Origin of the sequence: Georgenia wutianyii (assembly GCF_006349365.1) — a bacterium.
In the GTDB taxonomy this organism is placed as follows: Bacteria; Actinomycetota; Actinomycetes; order Actinomycetales; family Actinomycetaceae; genus Oceanitalea; species Oceanitalea wutianyii.
Genome location: NZ_CP040899.1, coordinates 1741296 through 1763032 on the forward strand (window position 1 = coordinate 1741296; position 21737 = coordinate 1763032).

Consider the following 21737-nt stretch of genomic DNA (forward strand, 5'->3'; position numbering starts at 1 on the left):
AGGCCCGACCACGGCCGGGTGTCACGACCCGGCGCTGCCGTCGCGCCGGCGCCGGTCGCGCACCAGGAGAGCGCCCAGCATCGCCAGGAGCAGGGCCAGGGCGAGGAGGCCGAGGACGGCGGCACCCGTGGACGGCAGGTGCCAGCCCGGGGTCGTGTCGTCCGGCGGCACGGGCACGTCCGGGGCGTCCGGCGGCGGGGTCGGCTCGGGGCCGGGCGGGGGCGTGGGCTCCTCGTAGATGTTGGTGAACGGCACCAGCGGCCACGGCCCCGCCGGGTCGGCGTCGGACGAGTTCTCGGTCACCACCTCGGTGCCGTCGCTCCCGGTCACGGTCGTCGTCACCGTGATGACGCCCCGGCCGTTGTCGGCGACCGCGAGGCAGACGTCGTAGGCGGTCGGGTCGTAGCGCACGTCCGGCAGGCTGCCGGCGCGCTCGGTCATCGCGTAGCAGTAGGTCTGCCCGGCGTCGGCCTGGGTGAGGAAGACGGCGGGCAGCACGTCGGTGACCGAGGGCTCGCCGTCGGCCGCGCCCTCGGCGTTGACCAGGGACGAGCCTTCCTCGGGCAGGTCGGCGACCGCTGCGGCGCCCGAGTCCTGCGGGACGACGTCGAAGGTGAACTCGCCGGCCTCGAGGTCGCGGCCGAGGAGCGTCTTGGCGAGCTCGACGGCGGCGGTGTACTGCGAGGAGTACATGTTGACGAAGTCCTCGTCCGTGTCGTAGGTGACCGCGGCGACGAGGCTGCCCTCGCCGTCGTCGGTGACGGTGACCGTGGCGAGGGACGGGTGACGGTCGTAGCTCAGGCCCTCGCCGTCGTCCGGCGCGAGCTCGGCGATGACGTACCGGAACTCGCCGGCCGTGTCGTAGGTGATCGGCTCGAACTCGAACGGGACGGCCTGCCCCGCGGCGGCGTCACCCGCGACGGTCACCGTGTCGTCCGCGGGCGCGGGGGCGTCGTCCTGCGGCGTGAGCTGGAACCGGAAGGTCTCCCCCTCCAGCCACCCGCGGCCGGTGATCGTCTTGCTCCCGCCGACGGTCGCCGTGGTCGGCTGCGCCGAGTAGGCGTTGGCGAAGGAGACGACCGGGACCTCGGACGTGCGCGAGTCGTACTGGGTCGCGCCGTCCGGGCCGGTGACGGTGGTGAGCACGTAGAGGCCGGCCGTCTCGGGGTCGTACTGGGCGGCACGCGTCACCGTCCAGGTCGCGTCGTCGTACTCGACCCCGCCCGTGGTCGTGCCCTGCCGCTCCGTGACGGTGTAGGTGTAGGTGCTGCCGAGGTCGGCCTGGGTGTACTGGACCGTTCCGAGGAGCTGCTGGCCGATCGTCTCACCGGGTCGAGCGTCGGACTGGGTCGCCAGCTCGGCACCCGTCAGCGGGATGCCCGCCTTGTCCGCCGCCGCCTGGTCGGCCGGGACGATGTCGAAGACGAACTCACCGGCCCTCTGGTCGCGCCCGGTCAGCGTCTTGTCGATCTCGACCCCGGCCACGGTCACCGCGCCGGCGTAGGTGTTGGTGAAGGTCTGCTGGCCCTGACCGCCGCGCGGGGTGGCCTGCACCTCGAGCTCGCCGTCGACGGTGACGTTCGTGACGCTGACGTCGTAGACGAGGGTGTGGGTGTCGTAGGTGATGCCGCGGGTGTCCGCCGGCACGGTCTCGGTGACGAGGAACTGGTAGCTGCCCTGCTGGCTGAAGGACAGGCCCGCGAAGGTCGCGGTGGGCTGTGCCGGGTCGCTCACCGTCACCGCCCACGGGTTGCCGCCGGGGAGGGTCACCGTCCCGGCCGCCACGGCGTCGCTGGTGGCCCCGGGAGCGGGCACGAGCTGGAACTCGAAGGAGTCCCCGTCGAGCCACGGGCGGCCCTGGAAGCTCTTGGTGGCGGTGAGGTCGGTCGTCCCGGCGGCGGGCTCGTAGACGTTGACGAAGTCCGCCGTCTGTCCCTCGGTGTAGGTGCCCGTCGTCGGGTCGCAGTCGCCGTAGGTGCTCTGCTCGAGCGCGGTGGCGGTCGTCTCGCAGGTGGCGAGGGTCGCGTCCACGACGGCGCCCTCGTCCGTGTCGACCGCCGTGACCGACACCCGGTAGACGTAGGCGGAGGTGTCGTAGTCGACGAAGGGTCGCGTCGGGTCGGCGACCTCACGGACCGAGTAGTAGAAGGTGTGGTTGACGTCGGTCTCCCCGAAGGTGATCTGCGGGGAGGAGAGGTCGGGCGACCCCGGGGTGTTGGAGACCTGGCACGGCGAGGTGCACCCGGTCGGGGCCGGGACCGGGACGTCGTCCGGTGTGACCCCGAGAGCGGTGAACTCCGCCGTGTGCGACAGCGCGGGGAAGCGCATCTGCTCCGCCTCGCTGCCGGGCAGGGAGAGGTCGCGGACCATCTTGGCGGCCGGGAGCGAGATGCTGGTCTCGGTGGCGGAGAAGGAGTTGGTGAACGTGGCCGGTGACCCGCCCGCCACCGGCTCGCTCACCGCGACCCCGGCGTCGTCGGCGACCCGGACGAGCGCGACGGTCGCCGTGAGCTCGCCGGTCCCGTTGTCGGAGACCTGGACCGTCCACTGGTACTGGGCAGCGGAGGAGGTCACCCCGGCCGCGGTGCTGCGGGTCTCGGTGATGGCGTACTGGTACTGGCCGGGTGACTCGAAGACGATGTCCCCGAACGCGGCGGTGGGATCGGCGGCGGTGAGCTCGACGGTCACGCAGCCGTCGGCACCGGCTCCCTCCGGCAGCGGGACACCCGACCCGCAGAGCGTCGCGTCGAAGGTCAGGCCCGCCGGCCACGGCTCCAGGACCTTGGTCGCCGACGGCGTCGCGAGCGTCACCGCGGTGGCGGTGTAGGTGTTCTCGAACGTCGCGGTCGCCTCGGCAGCGGTCTCGATGGTGCCGGTGGCCGGCCCTGTGGGTGAGGTCTGGGTGAACCCGGACGCGGGCGGCGTCTCCGTGACGGTGTAGGTGGCGCCGGCAGGGAGGTTGCCGATCGTCACGTACTGGTCGACGGTGAGGGAGACCGTGCCCCCGGAGGCGATCCGGCCTGTCTCGACGGGGTCACTCACCCCGTCCTGGTAGAGCGTGTACGGGAAGTCGCCCTCGAGCGCCGCGCCGTCGGCCGTGAGGTCGACGGTGAACTCGAACGTCGCGTCCTGGTCGGGCTCGAGCGCGGGGTCGGCGACGACGGTCTTGTCGATCCTCAGTGTGCCGGGGGTCGCGAACGCCACGTACCCGTTGTTCCCGAGGTCCTGCTGCAGCGTCTGGCTCTCGGGGGCCAGCGGCGGGCTGAGGCGGACGTAGTCGGCGGTCTCGGTGTAGTTGCCGTCGACCCCGGGGTTGGCGTCGTTGCAGACGGGGACGCTGGTGTCCCAGGCGCTGCCCGCCGGGGTGCACTTGACCTCGTCGAGGTTGTTCGTGCGCTCGGTCAGGGCGAACATCCCGGCGGGGGCGAACGCCGTCCCCGCGACGCCGGACACCTGGTGGGCCTCGTCCTCACTGTCGAGCAGCTGCTGCTTCGTGGTCGCGACCCAGAAGGTGCTCTTGGCCGGGCCGTCGACGTTGGAGTACTCGACCTGCGGGTAGTAGTACGTCGTGTCGGCCGGGTCGCTCTCGAAGTCGGCGAACGACAGCGGCGCGTCGGTCGACTGGGCGGTGTAGAGCGTCGTGTCCGCGGCGAACCGGTAGAACGCGTTGCGGTCCGCCGGCCGGAACTGGGCGTTGGTCTGGGCGGTGATCCCGTCCGTGCCGGTCTCGAAGGCGTTGGTGTAGAACCGCACGTTCCCGGCGTCGTCGGTGTTCTCGGCGACGTACTGGGCGAGCGCTGCTCCGTCGGAGGCGCCGAGGGACGCGGTGTCGCCGAGCGCGTCGGTGACACCGTCCTTGGGACCGACGGTGAACAGCAGGTGCACGGGGTGCGACGGGATGATCGACACCGAGGTCGGGGTGCCGTCGGCGTCCTCGACGACGTTGGTGTCGCGCAACGGCAGGAGCGAGGCGGGCACCCGCCAGATGACCGTGTCGCCGACCGCGAGGGCGGGGTTGCGCACCACCTGGACGATGACGTCACCGACGTTCGCGGGGCCGGCGACGTCGTTGGCCTCGTAGGTCCCCTCGAAGGTGTAGGTGGTGACGTCCCCCTCTGTCGTGGAGCCGGTGGCGACGAACGTCTGGGCGTCGCAGTCGTTGGGGTCGGGCTCGGACGTCGGGGACTCCCGGATCGAGGAGCAGAACGCGATCCGGTCGAGGATCTTGACCTCCATGAACGGCCCGAGCTCGTCGGTCATCGTGAGGTAGCCCGAGGTCGCCGGGCTGTTGTTCTCGATGTCGATCGGGAAGTTGGGCGGCGCCTCGGTGATCGAGGTGGCGATCTGGGTGAACGCCTCCTCCAGGTCCTCGGCGGTCACCGGGGAGTAGAAGGCGTCGTTGTAGGCGAGCGTCGTCGGGTCCGCGGCGGGGACGCCGCCCGTGGCGCTCGTCGGGTGCCCGACGTTCGTCAGGCACACGTCGGTGCTGCCGGTGCGGTTGACGAGGACGCACGGGATCGTGCCGGTCCCGCCGCCGGCCCGGTACTGCGCGAACCAGGTGCGGAAGTCTGCGGCGTAGGTGTTGGTCGTGGACCCGAGCTCGTCTGCCGGGTCGAGGGTGACGCGCGCGAGGGCCTGGCTCTCGGCGGACAACGAGTCCAGACCGAAGGCGACCGTGTAGACGCGGGCGTCGGTGCCGAGGTCTGCGGACGTGGCGTAGTTCTCGTTGACGATGTTCTTGAAGTACTGGGCGGTGAGCGCGGCCATGAAGCCGTTGCCGGAGTAGCCCGCGTTCCCGGGTCCGACGTTGTCCCGGCCCGCGCCGTTGCTCGGGATGTTCCACCACTGCGGGGAGCTGGTGCCGCCCTGCGCGTTGGCCGCGACGGAGTAGGTGGGCTCGCCGTCCGACATGAGCAGGACGCTCGGGATGCGCTCACCGGCCACGCCGGTCTGCGTCGCGAGGATGTTCATCCCGCGGTAGATGCCGCGCTCGATGTTCGTGCCACCGACGACCTCGGTACGGTTCGACGCCGGGCACCCGTTCGCGGCGAACGTGACGTAGAGGTTCCCGCCTGCGTTGCACAGCCGCATGTAGATGTCGTCGCCGGCGGCGTCCTGGCCGATCGGCTCGGGCCGACCGAGGCCGATGAGCGTGCCCGTGCTGTTGCCGAAGCTGGTGAGGGCGACGCGGTTGTCGGGGTCGGCACCGAGGATGATGCGAAGTGCGCTGTTGGTGGCCTCGACGAGGGCCTCGGCCCGGGAACCGGCGCCGCTGTTCGTGATGCAGTTGGTGCTCGGGTTGTCGATGCAGGACCGCATCGAGCCCGAGAGGTCGACGACGAGCGACGCGTCGATCGGGATGGGCTCCTCGCGCGAGACGTGGCGCGTGCTGCCGATGGCCGAGAGTGCCACGGCCGTCTCGTTCGTCCCGACCTCGAGCGGCGGGACCTCTCGTCCCGGGTCCTCGACCGTCGTGTCGAACACCGTCTTGTCCGTCCAGATGCGGCCCGGGCTCCGCGAGATGTTGTAGTACCCCTGCGTGGGGTCCGATCCCGGGAAGTCGTGCCACGTGGGCGGGTCGACGACGCGGTCGACGGCATCGGCGGCGGCGGCGGGTTCGGCCAGCGACAGGACGCCGGTCACCGCCCCGCCGACGACGAGTGTCGCCGCGACCACCGCGCCGGCAGCACGCCGACGCCATCCGCCAAGGACAGTTGTGCTCTTCCTCGAACCGTGCATCCCGGACTCCCCCGACGTCGCCGGTGCATGTTCGGGGCAGCCTATGACACGGATCACATTCGTGCCCGCTCCGGGACACTCGTGCGGGGCTTCGGCTGACACGTCCCAGCGCGCCTCCCGGCATCCCACGCGGTGCGCGCCTTGGCCGACGTCGAGCCGCGTGCTGCCGGCCCTCCCCAGCAGTGGTGACACCAGCCAGCGGCTGGAAGTAGTCCGCGGAGCGGCACGCCAAAGCTGGCAGAGCCGCGACCCAATAGCCTGCAGTTTGTGAACGACGAAGTTGCCGATCAGTCGACCCGATCCACGGTCCGCTACAGCCATGGGCACGAGCTGCCTGTTCTCGCCTCGCATGCCGCGCGCACCGCCGTGAACTCGGCGGCATATCTGCTGCCGCATCTGCGTGGCGGCCAGAGCATCCTCGACGTCGGGTGCGGTCCCGGGACCATCACGCTGGACCTCGCCGAGCTCGTGGCTCCCGGCCAGGTGGTCGGTGTAGAGAACACCGAGGCGCCGCTGGCGGCAGCACGCGAGAACGCCGCCAGGCGCGGGGACTCCCGGACACGGTTCGAGCTTGCGGACGCAGTGGCGCTTGGCTACCCGGATGCAAGCTTCGACATCGTCCACGCTCACCAGGTGCTGCAGCACCTCGCGGACCCGGTGGCCGCGCTCCGTGAGATGGGTCGTGTCTGCCGACCGGGCGGATGGATCGCCGCCCGCGACGCCGATTACGCCGCCATGGCGTGGTACCCGGACTCACCCCATCTGGAACAGTGGCGTACGACCTACCGGCAGATCGCCCACCGCAACGGCGCGAATCCCGACGCCGGTCGGCGGCTGCGCTCCTGGGCACACCAGGCAGGCATCACCGACGTCCAGGTCACCTCTTCCACGTGGACCTACGCCGACCCGGCGAGCTGTCGATGGTGGGGCAACGGACAAGCTGCGCGCGTCGAAGCGGGCGCGTTCTCCGCCCAGGCAGCGGAACTCGGACTCACGCGCGCCGACGTCGAGGCGATTGCCGACGGCTGGCGTACCTGGGGTGAGAGTCCTGATGCCTGGTTCGTCATTCTCCACGGAGAACTACTCGCGCAGTGCCGGTGAGCCGCTCCCTGGGGAGCGACCCGCACGACCTGCCCTCGCAAGCCGATCGTCACCTGGGATGCCGCGGACTCAGTCGGGCGGAAGCTTGCTCAGCCGACGGATCGACGCCGGCGAGGCGAATCAGGTCGACGTCGGCACAGGCGTAGAGGGTGTATGTCCGGTCCCCGCGCTGGCCTTCGGCCCACTGGATAGCTCCATGCACATCGGTTCCGCTGGGTTCGTACTCTTCGGAAGCCGTGCCGGTCCAAAAGTAGACCCTGAAAGCGCGGGCGCTCGATCTCCCAGGTCTCGTCGCGCGGGTCGATCGGTCGTACGCGCATCGTTCCAGTCTCGCGCAGTTGTCGACGTCATCCGACAGACAGACGCAAACCCCGCGCGCGATGCGGCAACTCCGGCATCCGGCAGAGGATCGGCAATCGGCACCCATATCTCGTCCGTCCGATGGCTCACGGGAGGCAAGCGCCTCGAAGGCTCTGGCAGACTGCCGGACCATGAGCGGTGAGACGAACCTGGCGAAGTTGCTGGCGGGGATGTCACCGCGATGCCGTCCAGGACGGTTCGTCTTCGTCACCGTGCAGAGCGGCACGGTCGACGCCGATGTCCTGGCAAGCGTTGTCGAGCCCGAGGGCCTCAGCGTGGTGATCGCCCAGGATGACGCTGATCGACTGGGGCTCACCTACGACTACGTCGCCGGATGGATCACCTTGCAGGTCTACTCGGCACTTGAGGCAGTCGGGCTGACCGCAGCAGTAAGCGGTGCCCTCGCAGAGGCCGACATCAGCTGCAACGTGGTTGCCGGCTACAACCACGACCACTTACTGGTTCCTATCGACCGTCTCGACGACGAACTGGACGCTCTCCGCCGCCTCGCGGTTGACAGGACTGTCAGAAGCGCCGTCCCGTAGACCGAACCAGCAGCAGACACGTCTTCGGCGATGACACCGTCGCCGCCGCGATGATCGACCGCCTCGTCCACCACGCCGACGTCATCGCCCCCAAAGGCGACTCCTACCGACTCAAGAACCGCGACCTCGGCCGCCCGCCAGCGGCCACAACCGACTGACCACACCACGAGAGGGGTCCACTTTCACCCGTCGCAAAGGGGTCCACTTTCAGCCGTCGTTGACACTTGTGGGCGATCTTGCTCATGCAAATGGGTGCGCTTGACCCCGGCCGCCCACGATCGGCGTCGGTTAGTTGAGGCGATCATCCGTTGCATCCGGAGTCGTGAGCCGCAGGGCGGGAGCACGTGAATGCGCGGGATCCGTTGGCTGACTCCGCCGACTGCGACCGGTCGCTACTTCGCCGAGCTCTCTACCCACGTCAGGTCGGTCAGGCGGCGGCCGGGACGGGATCGGACCCGAATCCGGGTCCGGAGTCGATGATCTGCCCGAGCAGCTTGAGGCCGGGGCGATCCACGGGTCGGTTGTTGGCGTTGAGGATCACGACTGCGGCGCCGTGTTCGGGGGCTATAGCCAGCAGGCTGCGATATCCACCCGTGCCGCCACTGTGGAACATGACTCGATGCTGGGTGCGGGGCAGGTTGGCTGCGATCCAGCCGGGATGGATCGCAGCTCGTGCGTTGATGCGGTGCGCGGTCGTGCGGTTGAGAGCGATCGCTTCGGCGAGTTCTTCGGGGGCGGGGCCGAGGTGGGCCCGCGCGAGCCTGAGCAGGTCGGGAACCGTCGAGTGAAGGCCGCCGGCACCGGCGAGGGCGGCCAGGTGCCACGGTGGGCGTGGTCGTCCCGTGCGGGAGTGACCGGGGGCCAACCGGGCTGCGCCTTCGAGATCGAGGACCACGCGGGTGTCTGTCATGCCCAGATGCCGGCAGATCTCGGCCTGGACGAGCGAGTCGTAGTCGGTCTCGGTGTGGCGTGCCAGGACGAATCCGAGCAAGCCGGCGCCGAGGTTGGAGTAGCAGAAGCGGGTGCCGGGCACCGATCGCAAACGGGTGCGCCGCAACCCGTCCATCAGGAGCTCGCCGGTGCATCCGGCGTAGGGGTCTGCTCGCAACAGGCCCCGTGGCAGGGTCCCCTTGGGAAGCCTTGGTAACCCAGAAGTGTGGGAGGCCAGGTGCCTCAGCCTGATGACCTCGCCGCCGCGCTGGGGGGCCGTGATGTCACGAGGTAGGAGGTCGCTCAGGGGTTGGTCCAGCCCCACGACGCCGCGCACGGCGAGCTGGGCCAAGGCGAGCGCGGTGAACGTCTTGGTGATGGAACCGATCTCGAACTGCGTGCCGGGATCTGCGCCGTGCACTGCGGACTGCCTGCCGTGCAGCGCACCCACCACCACGACACCACGCTGTCCAGCGCCGAGTCGTTGCGCTGTTCGTCCTGACAGATCGTCAAGGAGCGAGTTGATCATCGTCATGCCTCCGTGCGGCCGAACAGGTGCCGGCCCCCGTACTTCTTGTGGACGGCTTGCTTCGAGACGCCGAGCGCCTCGGCAATCTGCGCCCACGTGGTCCCTGACACGCGGGCACGGTGGACCAGGACCTCTTCGTGTCCTTCCAGTCGGCGGCGCAGCGCGGTCGCTTCGCGCAACGCTTGGAGGGGATCGGTGTGCTCGGTGATCCATGCAAGATCAACATCGGCCATGCGGTCAACCCTAGTTGACTTCTCTATGGTCGTCAACTTACGTTGACTGCCCGCAGCGGCACATCCTTCTACCGCGGTCAGGAACCATCCGACCAGTTGGGAGCCCATCGCCCGATTCGCTCGCCCCACGACACCGACGGGTTCGCTGACCGACTCGTTGCCTGAACGCACTCCACGGCCGCCATACGGGCTCTGCCCGACCATTCCGCCCAGCGGGCATCCGCCCGACCATTCCGCTCAGCGGGCATCCGCCCGACCATGCCGCCCAAGGTGCCGACCGTCGGCGCGCGACTGACCGATCATCGGACGGGTCGCGACCCTGGCAATCGTGTACGAGTCGCCAACATCGCCGTCCGCGCACGGCGACCGATTGTGGCCCCCGTCGGATCTCCACATACTCCTGGGCACGTCGCCATGGGTAGAAGGGCCGGTCGCGGCGACGGGACCATCTACCGGCGCCACGACCACCCGACCTGTCCGCCCCTGGGCTCTGATGGCACGCGGCCCGACCACCGTTGCCAGGGTCGATGGACCGCTTCGATCGAACTGCCGGCGCTCAACGGCAGGCGCCGGCGCGCAACCTTCTTCGGCACCTTCCACGCAGAAGTAAAGAAGAAGCTCCAGGCGGCTCGACAGCGGCTCGATGTCGGCGGCCCGGTCCGAGACTCCTCGGTGAAGCTCCACAAGGTCATCGACGAGTGGATGCGCACCACGCTTGAGGCGTCGGACCGCAAGCGGTCGACGAAGGACACGTACGAGGTCCTTCTCCGCACACACGCACTGTCGGACCAGATGGCCGCGCTCCCCAATCGGGAAGGTAGGTGCCGCGGACATCGAGGCATTCATCCTCCGGCTGCGCGCCAAAGGTCTCTCATCCTCGACGATCCGCCAGATCGACACCGTACTCAGGCAGGTATTGGATACCGCCGTACGTGATGGCCTCCTCGGCGCGAGCCCCGCGTCCAAGCTGAAGAGGCCAACCGTCACCAGCGCCGAAGCCCGCGCGCTGGCACCACACGAGGTCGACGCCTTACTCAGGGCAGCCGAGGGCACTCGTTACGAGCACCTGCTGCGAGTGCTCGCCGGTACGGGGTTGCGACGGGGTGAAGCCCTCGCGCTCCGGTGGTCCGAGGTTGACCTGACGCGCCGGCTCGTCACCGTGCGCGGAACCCTTGCACGAACACGCGAGGGCCTCGAGGTTCAGCCGCCGAAGACAGAGCGCTCACGCCGTACGATCCCCGTCTCGACCGCGACCGCCGCTGTCCTTTCCGCCGTGCGCGCGTCTCAAGACGAGGCCCGCGCTCGAAGCGAAGGATCGTGGAGGGAGAGCGGGCTGGTCTTCACGACGGAGTTCGGCGGACCGATCGATCCACGGAACGCGTCGCGAGCCATGTCCACCGCCGCCAAGAACGCCGGACTTCACGGCGTCGGTATCCATACGCTCCGGCACACGGCCGCCTCGACCATGCTCGAGGCAGGCGTCCCCCTGCGCACGGTCTCGGAGATTCTCGGCCACGCCTCGGTGCAAGTCACCGGCGACATCTACGGGCACGTCTCCACCGAGGGCGCACGAGCCGCCGTCGACCGCCTGGCCTCGTCCCTTGGGTGGTAGCGGCCCGGCGGTGCCGCGGCACTCTTGCAACGATGCCTCGCAGGTTGCGCGTCGCAACGACGCCTAACGCGCGGGCCTTCTCGGATCGCGGACCGACCACTAGCCAGAGCGTCTCGCCTGACCTCATGTGCGTTGGCTACATGGATGGCTACATCGCCCCATTCCAGAACGGAAAAGGGCCATCCCGCATGTGCGAGATGGCCCCTGACCTGCTGCTTCACGGTCGGGCTGACAGGATTTGAACCTGCGACCCCTTGACCCCCAGTCAAGTGCGCTACCAAGCTGCGCCACAGCCCGTCCGGTTCGCGAACGAACCGAGAGCAGGTTACCGCAGGACTCGGCGGGAACTGAAACCGCAGGGCCCCCGTGTGGGCGGGGTCACTCCTGGGCGGTGGGGACCCGGGGTCCGCCCGCCCGGTCGATGTCCTCACCGGTCTGCGCGAGCCGGGCCCGCTCGGCGAGTGCCACGCCCAGTCCGAGGAGGGCGACGGCCATGACGGCCGTGGCCGGCCACGGGTCGATCCGGTACAGGGCGACGACCGTGACGAGCAGCTCGACCGTGAACGCCCGACGCAGCCACTCCACCGCCCACCCCTGGTGACGCCCGGCCACGAGCATCCACGCGCGCAGGGCGCACGCGAGGACGACGGCGGTCGACGCCACGACGAACCAGCCCGACCATGCCGGTGCGTCCGAGTCGGCCGTGACCACGATGACCACTCCCCCGCCGACGACGAGGACGAGGAGCGCGCCGGCCACCGCCAGCGACCACGAGGCGCGCACGACGCCGACGAGGAGCTCACGGAGGGCGCGGGTGGCGACCTCGAGCGGGTCCGGCAGCTCGCTGTGGTCCTCGGGCACGACCGCGAGGAGCGCCTCGACCTCCTCCGCCCCGCGGGCACCTCTCCCCTCCCGCAGGAGCGCCTCGGCGGCCACGCGGCGTTGCGGGCTGAGCCCTCCGGCAAGGCCCGCGACGGCGTGGTCGGCAGCGGCGGCGAGCCGCTCGCTCGCGTCGGCCGGGCGGCGACCGACGAGGGCGTCGGCGAGCAGCAGCAGCCCCACGCACGTGAGGTACATGATCATCGGCGCGGGCCGGAAGAAGTAGTCGTTGTCCTTCGTGAGGAACTTGCCCACCTCGTCGATGAACAGGCCGAAGCCGACCCCGCCGACGAACGCGATCGTCGGCCGCACCACGGGCCCGGCGAAGCACAGGGCCAGCAGGAGGGCCAGCGCCATGAGCAGCCCGCCCCACAGCACGTGGGCGATGTGGAGGGAGGCCCCACCGATCTGCGGGAAGCCGGTGAGCTCGAGAATCCCGCGGGTGACGACGACGGTCACGACCGCGGTGAGCAGGAAGCCGAGCACGTGCTCCCCGGCGCGGGGGTCGCGGGGCAACCCCCACCGCAGGAGCACGTGCCGGCTTCCGGCCATCAGCGGCGCCGCTTCTCCCGCACCCGCACGCTGATCTCGATGGGCGTGCCCTCGAAGCCGAAGTTCTCGCGCAGCTTGCGCTCGATGAAGCGGCGGTAGCCGTGCTCGATGAACCCGGTCGCGAAGATGACGAACCGCGGCGGGCGGTTGTCCGCCTGCGTGGCGAAGAGGATCCGCGGCTGCTTCCCGCCCCGGACCGGGTGCGGGTTGGCCGCGGTGAGCTCGCCGAGGAAGGCGTTGAGCCGGCCGGTGGGGATGCGGGTGTCCCAGCCCTCCAGCGCCGTGTCGAGCGCCTTGACCAGCTTGTCGACGTGCCAGCGGGTCTTGGCGGACAGGTTGACGCGCGGCGCCCACGGGAGCTGGACGAGGTCCTGGTCGATCGCCCGCTCGAGGAGGAAGCGCTTGTCCTCGTCCATGAGGTCCCACTTGTTGTAGGCGATGACGAGCGCGCGCCCGGCGTCCACGACCTGCTGGATGACGCGGATGTCCTGCTCGGTCAGCGGGACCGAGGCGTCGACGAGCGCGACGGCGACCTCCGCCTTCTCCAGCGCTGCCTGCGTGCGCAGCGAGGCGTAGAAGTCCGCGCCCTTCGTCTGGTGGACACGGCGGCGGATGCCGGCCGTGTCGACGAACCACCACGGCCGGTTCCCGAGCACGACGAGCTCGTCGACGGGGTCGCGGGTGGTGCCGGCGACGTCGTGGACGACGACGCGGTCCTGGCGGGCGAGCGCGTTGAGCAGGCTGGACTTGCCGACGTTCGGGCGACCGACGAGGGCCACCCGCCGGGGCCCTCCCTCGGGCAGCTCGGCCGCCACGGAGGAGACCTCGGGAAGGATCGCCATCGCGGCGTCGAGGAGGTCACCGGAGCCGCGGCCGTGCAGGGCCGAGACGGGCCACGGCTGCCCGAGACCGAGGGACCACAGGGCGGAGGCGTCGGCCTCCTGCATGGGCGAGTCGACCTTGTTGGCCACGAGCACCACCGGCTTGCCGGACTTGCGCAGCAGCCGGACGACCTGCTCGTCGGTGCTCGTCGGCCCGACGGTCGCGTCGACGATGAACATGACGGCGTCGGCGAGCTCGATAGCGACCTCGGCCTGGTCGGCGACGCGGGCGTGGAGGCCCGCGGCGTCGTGCTCCCACCCGCCGGTGTCGACGAGCGTGAAGCGGCGTCCGGCCCACTCGGCCGGGTAGCTCACGCGGTCTCGTGTGACGCCGGGGACGTCCTGCACCACGGCCTCGCGCCGTCCGAGGATGCGGTTGACGAGCGTCGACTTGCCGACGTTCGGGCGGCCGACGACGGCGAGCACGGGCAGGGGGGCGTCCGCGGGCTCCCGCTCGGAGCCGCCGTCGCCGGCGGCGAGCAGGGCGGCGTCCTCCTCGTCGAGCACGTAGTCGGCCAGCCCGGCGCGCAGGGCGGCGGCGCGCTGCTCGTCGTCGGCCGGGGTGGTCGGGAGGTCCTGGGTTTCACTCACGTCGCCCATTCTCCCCTGCCGCGCCGCCCGGATGCTAACGCCGCCCCGGGGCGGGGCCGGAACGGGGGCGGGCGGAGCGCGTCAGGTGAGCCCGGCGTCGTGGACGCACAGGGCGATCTGCACCCGGTTGGCGGCCTCGAGCTTGGTGAACAGGCGACCGATGTGCGTCTTGACCGTCGCCACGCCCATGTAGAGCTCGGCCGCGATCTCGGCGTTCGACAGCCCTCGGCCGATGGCGACGGCGACCTCCCGCTCCCGCTCGGTGAGCCGGGCGACCCGCTCGCGTGCCGCGCGCTCCCTGGAGTCGTCCTGGTTCTGCGTTGCGACCGAGATCACCTGGGCGGTGACGCTCGGGGAGAGCATCGGCTCCCCGCGGGCGGCCCTCAGCACGGCGTCGACGAGGTCGGCGGGCGGGGTGTCCTTGAGGAGGAACCCCGTCGCTCCCTGCCGCAGCGCGGTGAGCACCATCTCGTCGGTGTCGAAGGTCGTGAGGACGATGACGCGGGCGGTGGAGCCGCGCTCGGCGAGCCGGCGGAGGGCCGCCAACCCGTCGAGCCGGGGCATGCGGATGTCCATGAGGACGACGTCGGGGCGCTCCCGCTCGACGACGGCCACCCCCTCGTGCCCGTCGGGCGCCTCGCCCACGACCGTGATCCCGGCGTGCCCGCCGAGGATGAGCCGCAGACCTGCCCGGACCAGGCCGTCGTCGTCGACGATGACCACCCGCACCGGCGTCGTCATGTGCTCTCCTCCCACGGCAACCAGGCTCGCACAGTGAACGAGCCGTCCGGACCGGCGTCGTGCTCCAGCGCCCCGCCGGCGAGCTCGACCCGTTCGCCGAGGCCGAGCAGCCCGAGTCCGGCACCGGGGGTGCCGGGGGCAGTGCGCGACGGCGGGCCGTTGACCACCTCGACGGTGAGGAGGCCACCGGGGGCGCCGGCGAGCCGGACGACGACGGCGCTGCCCGGGGCGTGCTTGGACGCGTTCGTCAACGCCTCCTGGACCACGCGGTAGGCGGTGCGGGACGTCGTCGCAGGCAGCTCGCGCGCGGGCAGCCGGCCCTCGGGCAGCCCGGCGGCGTCGACCGTGACGTCGACGTGAGGGCTCGCGGCCGCGACGAGCTCGGTCACCTGGGCGAGCTCGGGCTGCGGCGGCTCGGGCGCCACGTGCTCCCCCGGGCTCCCGGCCCGCAGCACCCCGAGCACCTGCCGCAGCTCGCTGAGGGCGAGGTGCGCGTTGTGCTGGATGACACCGGCTGCCTCCGCGGTCTCCTCGCGGCTGAGGTCCGTGCGGTAGGCGAGGGCACCGGCGTGCATCGCGACGAGGGAGATCCGGTGGGCGAGCACGTCGTGCATCTCGCGCGCGATCCGGGTGCGCTCCGCCTCGCGCGCGGCCTCGGCCTTGAGCGCCTGCTCCCGCTCCGCGGTCTCCGCGCGCTGGCGCAGCGTGGACAGCAGCTCGCGCCGGGCGCCGACGTAGAAGCCGGTGGCGATGCACGTCGCGACCACGCCCACGGCGATGCTGCTGGAGAGGATGACGAAGGCCGTGGTGCTCGTGTCCTCGAGGAGGCTCGGGCGCCACAGCCCTTCGTAGACGACGGTCGCCGCGACCCAGGCGAGGACCACCGGGAGGACGAGGCGCCACCGCCGCCAGGTCGCCGCCGAGACCGCGGCCACCGCGGCGGCCCCGAGCGCTGCGGCCGACACCCCGGTGAGCAGACCGGTCACGACGCCGATGACGGCCGGGTAGCGACGACGCAGCGGCAGGAGGAGGAGGGCGAATATGCCGAGCAGCCCGTCGAGCAGGAGGGCGACCCCCATCCGGGCCTCCACCTCGGTGGGGACCGCGCCGTCCTGCGGGAGGAGGTCGACGGAGGTGAAGATCCACATGAGGAAGGCGATGCCGGCCGCCGCCAGGTACCGCCACGTCCTCGACCACGGGCGCAGGGCCGGCGGGCCGGGAGGGCTGAGGGCCGGCGACGCGCCGGCCGGGCCGGCCCCCCGGCGGGAGGCAGGCGGGGACGGGGCGGCGAGCTGCATGACCGCCAGCCTAGGGACACACGGGGGCGCCTCCGTCCACCTCCCGGCCGGCGCGGGTCCGACCAAAGTCCGACCCGCGCGAGCCCCGGCTCCGATCCTCCGCGCCGCGCGGGCCGGGAGGGTGGTTCCCATGATCACCGCAGAGAACCTCACCAAGCGGTACGCCGACCACCTCGTCGTCGACACCGTCTCCTTCACCGCCAGGCCCGGGCGCGTCACCGGCTTCCTCGGCCCCAACGGTGCCGGCAAGTCGACGACGATGCGGATGCTCACCGGCCTCACCCGCCCGACCGCCGGGCGCGCCACCGTCCTCGGCGTGCCGTTCACCTCCCTGGCCAACCCGGGCCGGCACGTCGGTGTGCTCCTCGACGCCGCCGCCCAGCACGCCGGGCGCACCGGGCGCGAGATCCTCACCGTCTCCGCACAGCTCATGGGGCTGCCCTCGCGGCGCGTCGAGGAGGTCCTCACCCTCGTCGGGCTCACCCCGGCCGAGTCCAGGGCGCGCACCCGCACCTACTCCCTCGGCATGCGCCAGCGTCTCGGCCTGGCGCACGCCCTCCTCGGTGAGCCCGCGGTGCTCGTCCTCGACGAGCCGGCGAACGGTCTCGACCCGGCGGGCATACGTTGGCTGCGCACGCTCCTGCGCTCCTTCGCCGACTCCGGGGGAACCGTCCTGCTGTCCTCCCACCTCCTGCGCGAGGTCGAGGCGGTGGCCGACGACCTCGTCATCATCGGTGGTGGCCGGATCGTGGCCCAGGGCGCCGTCGCCGACCTCCTCGCAACCCCTGGGACGCAGGTCCACAGCACCGACGACCTCACGCTCGCGGCCGTCCTCGCGGCGGACGGTCACGACGTGTCCCCCACCGGCCCGGGCCTCGCGACGTCCGCGACCACCGAGGAGGTCGGGCGCCTCGCCCTCACCGCCGGCGTCGTGCTCACCGAGCTGCGTCCCAGCTCCTCCACCGGCCTGGAGCAGCTGTTCTTCGACGCGACCGCCCAGCACGGGCGAGAGGAGATCCCCGCATGAGCACCACCACGACCACCGTCCCCGCCCGCCCGCGCCAGGCGCGCGGCAGCGGCGTCCCGTTCACCCGCCTCCTGCTCGTCGAGCTGCGCAAGCAGGTCGACACCCGCGCGGGAGCCTGGCTGCTCGCCGTCATCGTCCTGCTCAACGCGGCCCTCATCGCCCTCGTCCTGTTCACCGGCGAGCCGCAGAGCAGGACGTGGCAGGAGCTCACCACCGCGTCGTCGTTGGGTCAGCTGATCCTCCTGCCCCTCATCGGCATCATGGCCGCGACCGGCGAGTGGTCCCAGCGCACCGCGCTCACCACCTTCACCCTCGAGCCGCGGCGCAGCCGGGTCAACCTCGCCAAGCTCGTCTCGGCCTGGGGGCTGGGCCTGGTCGTCATGGCGGCCGCGCTCGCCGTGGGCGCCGTGTCCAACGTCGTCGGGGCGGTCCTGCTCGACGGGGACGGCGCCTGGACCATGGAGTGGTCGGTGCTCGGCGGGATGCTCCTCGCGCTCGTCCTGCTCGTGAGCCAGGGGGTGGGCTTCGGGCTCGCGCTGCTGAGCACGCCGGTGGCGATCGTCGCCTACCTCGCCCTGCCCACCGCCTGGACCGTGCTCACCGCCCTCGTGTCGGGGCTCCGGGAGCCGGCGCAGTGGCTCAACCTCGACTCCGCGATGGGCCCGCTCATGGAGGGGACGATGACCGCGACCGGGTGGGCACAGCTCGCCACGTCGGCCGCGGTGTGGGTGGGCGTGCCGCTGGCCCTCGGCCTGTGGCGCACGGCGCGCCGCGACGTCTCCTGACCTGCCTGCGGTCCCCGGCGCGTGCCGGGGACCGTCAGTGCGTGGGCAGCGGGATGCCGGTGAGGGCGACGGCGTCCTCGACGTGCGCGGCCAGGCCCTGGTGGATCTGCTGCATCGCCCGCGTCATGACCTCGCGGTTGCCGCCCTCGCCGCGCTCGGTGTCCACGACGATCGGCTTGCCGAACACGACGTGGAGGCGCGAGCGCGGCGGCGGGACGTAGCCGACCTTCTTGCCCGTGGGCCGGGTCCCGAGGCAGGCGACCGGCACGACCGGCGCGTTGCCGTGGACGGCGAGCCACGCGACGCCCGCACGGGTGGACTGGACGGTACCGCTCCCCCGGTTCCCCTCGGGGAAGATCCCGACGACGCGGCCCTCGCTGAGCATCTGCTGGGCGACGACGAGCGCGGCGCGCCCGTTCTTCCGGTCGACCGGGATCTGGCCGGCGAGCGTCATGAGGAAGCCGAGCGGGGAGTCCCAGAACTCCTGCTTGATGATGAAGTGGGAGCCACGCGGGACCGCACCGTGCAGGAGCGGACCGTCGATGACGCCGGTGTGGTTCGAGGCGATGATGACCGGGCCGTCCTTCGGGACGTGCTCGGCACCGTGGACCTTCGTGTTCCACCACACGTGGTCGAGGAACTGGCCCACGCGCCGCGACCAGATCGGCCCCCAGCGGTAGATGTCCTCGGCCTTCGTGCGTGCCCCGCGCGAGAGCTCAGTGCTCACCGCTGCTCCTGCCGCACCTGCTCGACGACGCCGAGTGCCACCTCCAGGGTGCGCGCCGCGTCCATCCGCGAGGAGTCGATCGTCACGACGCCGTCCGCCGCGGTGAGGAACGTCGAGACGGTCGAGTCACGTGCGTCGCGGCCCACGACCTCGGCGTGCGTCGCGGCGAGCGAGTCCGGGTCGTCGCTGCCGTGCAGCTCGCGCGCACGCCGCGCGAGGCGTGCCTCCTCGTCCGCCGTGAGGAGGATGCGCACGTCGGCGTCGGGGGCGACGACCGTCGTGATGTCGCGGCCCTCGGCGACGATGCCGCGACCCTCGCTGAAGCCGGCGGCGCGGCGCTCGGCGGCGATGATCGCCCGCTGCCGCTCACGCAGCTCGGCGCGCACGTCGAGGTTCGTCGCCACCACCGAGACGATGGAGGAGATGTCCGAGCCGCGGATCTCCGCGGTGATGTCGACGCCGTCGCACACGACCGCCGGGGCGGCCGGGTCGATGCCCATCTCGAGCGGCATGACCGCGACGGCGGCCGTCACGGCGTCCGCGGAGTCGAGGTCCACCCCCTGCCGACGGCACCACCAGGTGGCCGCCCGGTACATCGCGCCGGTGTCGAGGTAGGCCAGGCCCAGCGCGGACGCCAGCCCCCTGCTCACCGTCGACTTGCCCGACCCGGAAGGTCCGTCGATCGCGACCGTCACCGGCGCTGTCATTCCGCCACCACTCTCCACCCTCGGTTGGTCAGTCCGTCCTCCAGCGCCGCGGCGGCGGCCGGCACCACCGACAGGTGCGCGATGCCGACCCTCGCCCCTGCGGAGTGCTCGAGCTGGAGGTCCTCGATGTTCACGCCGAGCTCCCCGACCTCGCCGAAGAGCCGGCCCAGCTCACCCGGCTCGTCCGGGATGAGCACCTGCACGGTCCTGTAGCGGCGCGGCGCGCCGCCGTGCTTGCCCGGGATCCGAGCGACCCCGGTGTTCCCCGCGTCGATGACGCGGCTGAGCGCGCCAACGGCGCCCGGTGCGAGCGGGCCGCTCGCCGCGGCCTTGTCCAGGCCCTCGATGAGCGAGTCGATGCCCGCGCGCAGCCGGCGCAGCCCCTCGCCCACCGGGGCGGCGTTCCCGACGAGGATCGCGGCCCACAGTCGCGGGTCGGACGCCGCGATGCGGGTGACGTCCCGCAGCCCCTGCCCCGCGAGGGACAGCGCCGACTCGGGCGCCTCGACGAGCAGGGACGCGACGAGCGAGGCCGCGAGCTGGGGGACGTGGGAGACGACGGCGACGGCGTCGTCGTGCTCCTGCGGGTCCAGCGACACCGGCAGCGCGCCGAGGTCGAGCGCGAGGCCGCGGACGGCGGCGACGGCGGCGGGGTCCGCGTCGCCGGTCGGCGCGATGACCCAGGGACGCCCGGCGAAGAGGTCGGCGTCGGCGGCGGCGGCGCCGGAGCGCTCACGGCCCGCCATCGGGTGGGAGCCGACGTAGCGGGCACCGTCCTGACCACCGGCGGCGACCTCCGCGGCGATGACCGCCTTGACGCTCGCGACGTCGGTGACGACGGCGCCGGGGTGGCGGCGGAGCATCTCGAGCACGACCGGTCCCGCGACGTCCGGGGGCGTCGCGACGACGACGAGCGCCGGCTCGGGGCTCGCCTCGCCGACCGGCTCGCCGGCGCCCATGTCGCGCGCGAGGGCGAGCGCGGAGGGCGAGGAGTCGGACAGCTGGACGGGGACGTCGAGGCCGCGCAGGCCCAGCGCGATGCTCGTGCCGAGGAGACCGGTGCCGACGACCCTGACCGGACCTGCCGTCAGGGGGGCCGCCTGGGTCGTCACGCTGCTGCTTCCTCCTTGCCCGCGGGCCGCCCGACGCGGCGCCCGGGACAGAGTACCCCCCGGCTCACAGGTCGACGCTCGACATCAGCGTGCCGAGCTCGGTGCCCTCGACCACTCGTGTGTGGCCGGGCTTGAGCCGCCCGAGCCGCACGTTGCCGAAGCGGGTGCGCACGAGCCGGGTCACGGGGTGCCCGACGTGCTCGAGCATCCGGCGCACGATCCGGTTGCGGCCCTCGTGCAGCTCGATCTCCACGACCGACTCCGTCGGCAGCGTCTCGAGCACGGTGAAGCGGTCGGCGCGCGCCGGCCCGTCCTCGAGCTCCACGCCGTCCAGCAGCGCCCGTCCGAGCGACCGGGGCACCTGGCCGCGGACGGTGGCGACGTAGGTCTTGGGGATCTCGTAGGACGGGTGGGTGAGCCGGTGGGCGAGCTCGCCGTCGTTGGTGAGGAGGAGCAGGCCCTCGGTCTGCTCGTCGAGCCGCCCGACGTGGAACAGCCGCTCGTCACGCTCGGCGGCGTACTGCGAGAGGTCGGGCCGGCCCTGCTCGTCGTGCATCGAGGAGACGACGCCGGCCGGCTTGTGCAGCGCGATCGTCACCTTGGTGTCGTCGAGCTGGAGGCGCACGCCGTCGACGTGGACGACGGCGGTGGCCGGGTCCACCCGGGTGCCGAGCTCGACCCTCCGCCCGTCGACGGTCACCCGGCCGTCGACGATGAGCTGCTCGCAGGCACGGCGGGAGCCGTAGCCGGCGGCGGCCAGCACCTTCTGCAGGCGGACACCGTCGGGGGTGTGGGCATCGGGGTTCATCGCAGCTCCTCGTCGAGGTCGTCCAGGGCGTCAAGGTCGGGCAGGTAGGGGGCGAGCGGGGGCAGGTCGGCGAGCGAGCCCAGGCCCATGCGCTCGAGGAAGTAGGCGCTCGTGCGGTAGAGGACGGCGCCGCTGTCCTCGTCGTGGCCCGCCTCCTCGATGAGACCGCGGGCGAGGAGCGTGCGCACGACGCCGTCGACGTTGACGCCGCGGATCGCCGCGACCCGGCTGCGCGAGACCGGCTGGCGGTAGGCGATGACGGCGAGCGTCTCGAGCGAGGCCTGGGTGAGCCGGGCGGTCTGCCCGTCGACGATGAAGCGGCCGACGACGTCCGCGTACGTCGGCGCCGAGTAGACCCGCCAGCCGCCGGCCACCTCGCGGAGCTCGAACCCGCGCGGGCGTCCGCCGCGCTCCCCCGCGTAGTCGGCGGCGAGCTCGGCGAGGAGCTCACGGACCTGGCCTGTGGGCAGGCCGAGCACCCCGGCGAGCTGCGCCGCGGGCACGGGCTCGTCGACGACCATGAGGATCGCCTCGAGCGCCGCGAGGTGCTCGCGCGGCATGACGTCGTCGGGCACCGGCT

At 71.8% G+C, this 21737-nt stretch carries 17 protein-coding genes, 1 tRNA gene and 1 pseudogene; 6 read left to right on the forward strand and 13 right to left on the reverse strand.

Translation table 11 applies throughout. From position 1 onward, the window contains the following. Positions 1–21: 21 nt before the first annotated feature. Positions 22–5676 carry a Spy0128 family protein gene (locus FE251_RS07815; RefSeq protein ID WP_139948417.1) on the reverse strand — a complete coding sequence of 1885 codons (5655 nt, stop codon included), beginning with the start codon at positions 5674–5676 and terminating at the stop codon, positions 22–24. A gap of 330 nt (positions 5677–6006) precedes the next feature. Between FE251_RS07815 and FE251_RS07820 the strand changes: the two genes are divergently transcribed. The 3 genes and pseudogenes from FE251_RS07820 to FE251_RS07830 all read left to right on the forward strand — a co-directional run. Then, positions 6007–6840 (forward strand): methyltransferase domain-containing protein, encoded by an 834-nt coding sequence (locus tag FE251_RS07820; protein WP_139071056.1) that lies wholly within the window; start codon positions 6007–6009, stop codon positions 6838–6840. A gap of 491 nt (positions 6841–7331) precedes the next feature. Beyond that, a complete protein-coding gene (locus FE251_RS07825) occupies positions 7332–7745 on the forward strand; it encodes an ACT domain-containing protein (protein ID WP_139948418.1) in 414 nt (137 codons plus the stop codon). A gap of 20 nt (positions 7746–7765) precedes the next feature. Next, a pseudogene (locus FE251_RS07830) lies at positions 7766–7903 on the forward strand (ATP-binding protein); the annotation flags it as partial. A gap of 269 nt (positions 7904–8172) precedes the next feature. Here FE251_RS07830 and FE251_RS07835 read toward each other — a convergent pair. Both FE251_RS07835 and FE251_RS07840 read right to left on the reverse strand, forming a co-directional pair. Further along, on the reverse strand, positions 8173–9210 hold the full coding sequence (locus FE251_RS07835) for a serine hydrolase domain-containing protein (protein WP_139071058.1): 1038 nt from the start codon (positions 9208–9210) through the stop codon (positions 8173–8175). After that, complete coding sequence (locus FE251_RS07840) at positions 9207–9437, reverse strand: hypothetical protein (RefSeq protein ID WP_139071059.1); 231 nt, start codon at positions 9435–9437, stop codon at positions 9207–9209. The genes FE251_RS07835 and FE251_RS07840 overlap by 4 nt, the downstream gene beginning before the upstream one ends. 916 nt (positions 9438–10353) lie before the next feature. Between FE251_RS07840 and FE251_RS07845 the strand changes: the two genes are divergently transcribed. Next, complete coding sequence (locus FE251_RS07845; RefSeq protein ID WP_168202683.1) at positions 10354–11049, forward strand: tyrosine-type recombinase/integrase; 696 nt, start codon at positions 10354–10356, stop codon at positions 11047–11049. 223 nt (positions 11050–11272) lie between these two features. Here the strand turns inward: FE251_RS07845 and FE251_RS07850 are convergent. The 5 genes from FE251_RS07850 to FE251_RS07870 form a co-directional block, all read right to left on the reverse strand. Next, positions 11273–11346: transfer RNA gene (locus FE251_RS07850), tRNA-Pro, on the reverse strand. Positions 11347–11427: 81 nt separating this feature from the next. Further along, on the reverse strand, positions 11428–12480 hold the full coding sequence (locus tag FE251_RS07855; protein ID WP_139948419.1) for a hypothetical protein: 1053 nt from the start codon (positions 12478–12480) through the stop codon (positions 11428–11430). After that, the gene (gene der, locus FE251_RS07860; RefSeq protein WP_230976365.1) at positions 12480–13952 is read right to left on the reverse strand and encodes a ribosome biogenesis GTPase Der; all 1473 of its coding nucleotides are present in this window, start codon (positions 13950–13952) and stop codon (positions 12480–12482) included. Before der ends, FE251_RS07855 begins: the two co-directional genes overlap by 1 nt. 81 nt (positions 13953–14033) lie before the next feature. Further along, positions 14034–14693 (reverse strand): response regulator, encoded by a 660-nt coding sequence (locus FE251_RS07865; RefSeq protein WP_139071062.1) that lies wholly within the window; start codon positions 14691–14693, stop codon positions 14034–14036. Continuing rightward, entirely contained in the window at positions 14690–15991 is a 1302-nt protein-coding gene (locus FE251_RS07870; protein WP_139948420.1) for a sensor histidine kinase, read from the reverse strand. Before FE251_RS07870 ends, FE251_RS07865 begins: the two co-directional genes overlap by 4 nt. 130 nt (positions 15992–16121) lie before the next feature. On the opposite strand from FE251_RS07870, the gene FE251_RS07875 reads away from it, so the two are divergent. Both FE251_RS07875 and FE251_RS07880 read left to right on the forward strand, forming a co-directional pair. Further along, positions 16122–17018, forward strand: a complete 897-nt coding sequence (locus tag FE251_RS07875) for an ABC transporter ATP-binding protein (RefSeq protein WP_179954744.1) — start codon at positions 16122–16124, stop codon at positions 17016–17018. After that, positions 17015–17803: an ABC transporter permease gene (locus FE251_RS07880; RefSeq protein ID WP_139071065.1), complete on the forward strand. Its 789-nt coding sequence runs from the start codon at positions 17015–17017 to the stop codon at positions 17801–17803. The genes FE251_RS07875 and FE251_RS07880 overlap by 4 nt, the downstream gene beginning before the upstream one ends. A 34-nt stretch (positions 17804–17837) precedes the next feature. On the opposite strand, the gene FE251_RS07885 is transcribed toward FE251_RS07880, so the two are convergent. From FE251_RS07885 to scpB, 5 genes are all read right to left on the reverse strand, one after another. Continuing rightward, complete coding sequence (locus FE251_RS07885; RefSeq protein ID WP_230976366.1) at positions 17838–18530, reverse strand: lysophospholipid acyltransferase family protein; 693 nt, start codon at positions 18528–18530, stop codon at positions 17838–17840. Further along, the gene (gene cmk / locus FE251_RS07890; protein ID WP_139948422.1) at positions 18527–19237 is read right to left on the reverse strand and encodes a (d)CMP kinase; all 711 of its coding nucleotides are present in this window, start codon (positions 19235–19237) and stop codon (positions 18527–18529) included. Before cmk ends, FE251_RS07885 begins: the two co-directional genes overlap by 4 nt. Continuing rightward, positions 19234–20349 carry a prephenate dehydrogenase gene (locus FE251_RS07895; protein WP_139948423.1) on the reverse strand — a complete coding sequence of 372 codons (1116 nt, stop codon included), beginning with the start codon at positions 20347–20349 and terminating at the stop codon, positions 19234–19236. Before FE251_RS07895 ends, cmk begins: the two co-directional genes overlap by 4 nt. 64 nt (positions 20350–20413) lie before the next feature. Next, positions 20414–21157 carry a pseudouridine synthase gene (locus FE251_RS07900; RefSeq protein ID WP_139948424.1) on the reverse strand — a complete coding sequence of 248 codons (744 nt, stop codon included), beginning with the start codon at positions 21155–21157 and terminating at the stop codon, positions 20414–20416. Then, positions 21154–21717: an SMC-Scp complex subunit ScpB gene (scpB, locus tag FE251_RS07905; RefSeq protein WP_230976610.1), complete on the reverse strand. Its 564-nt coding sequence runs from the start codon at positions 21715–21717 to the stop codon at positions 21154–21156. Before scpB ends, FE251_RS07900 begins: the two co-directional genes overlap by 4 nt. Positions 21718–21737 lie beyond the last annotated feature (20 nt).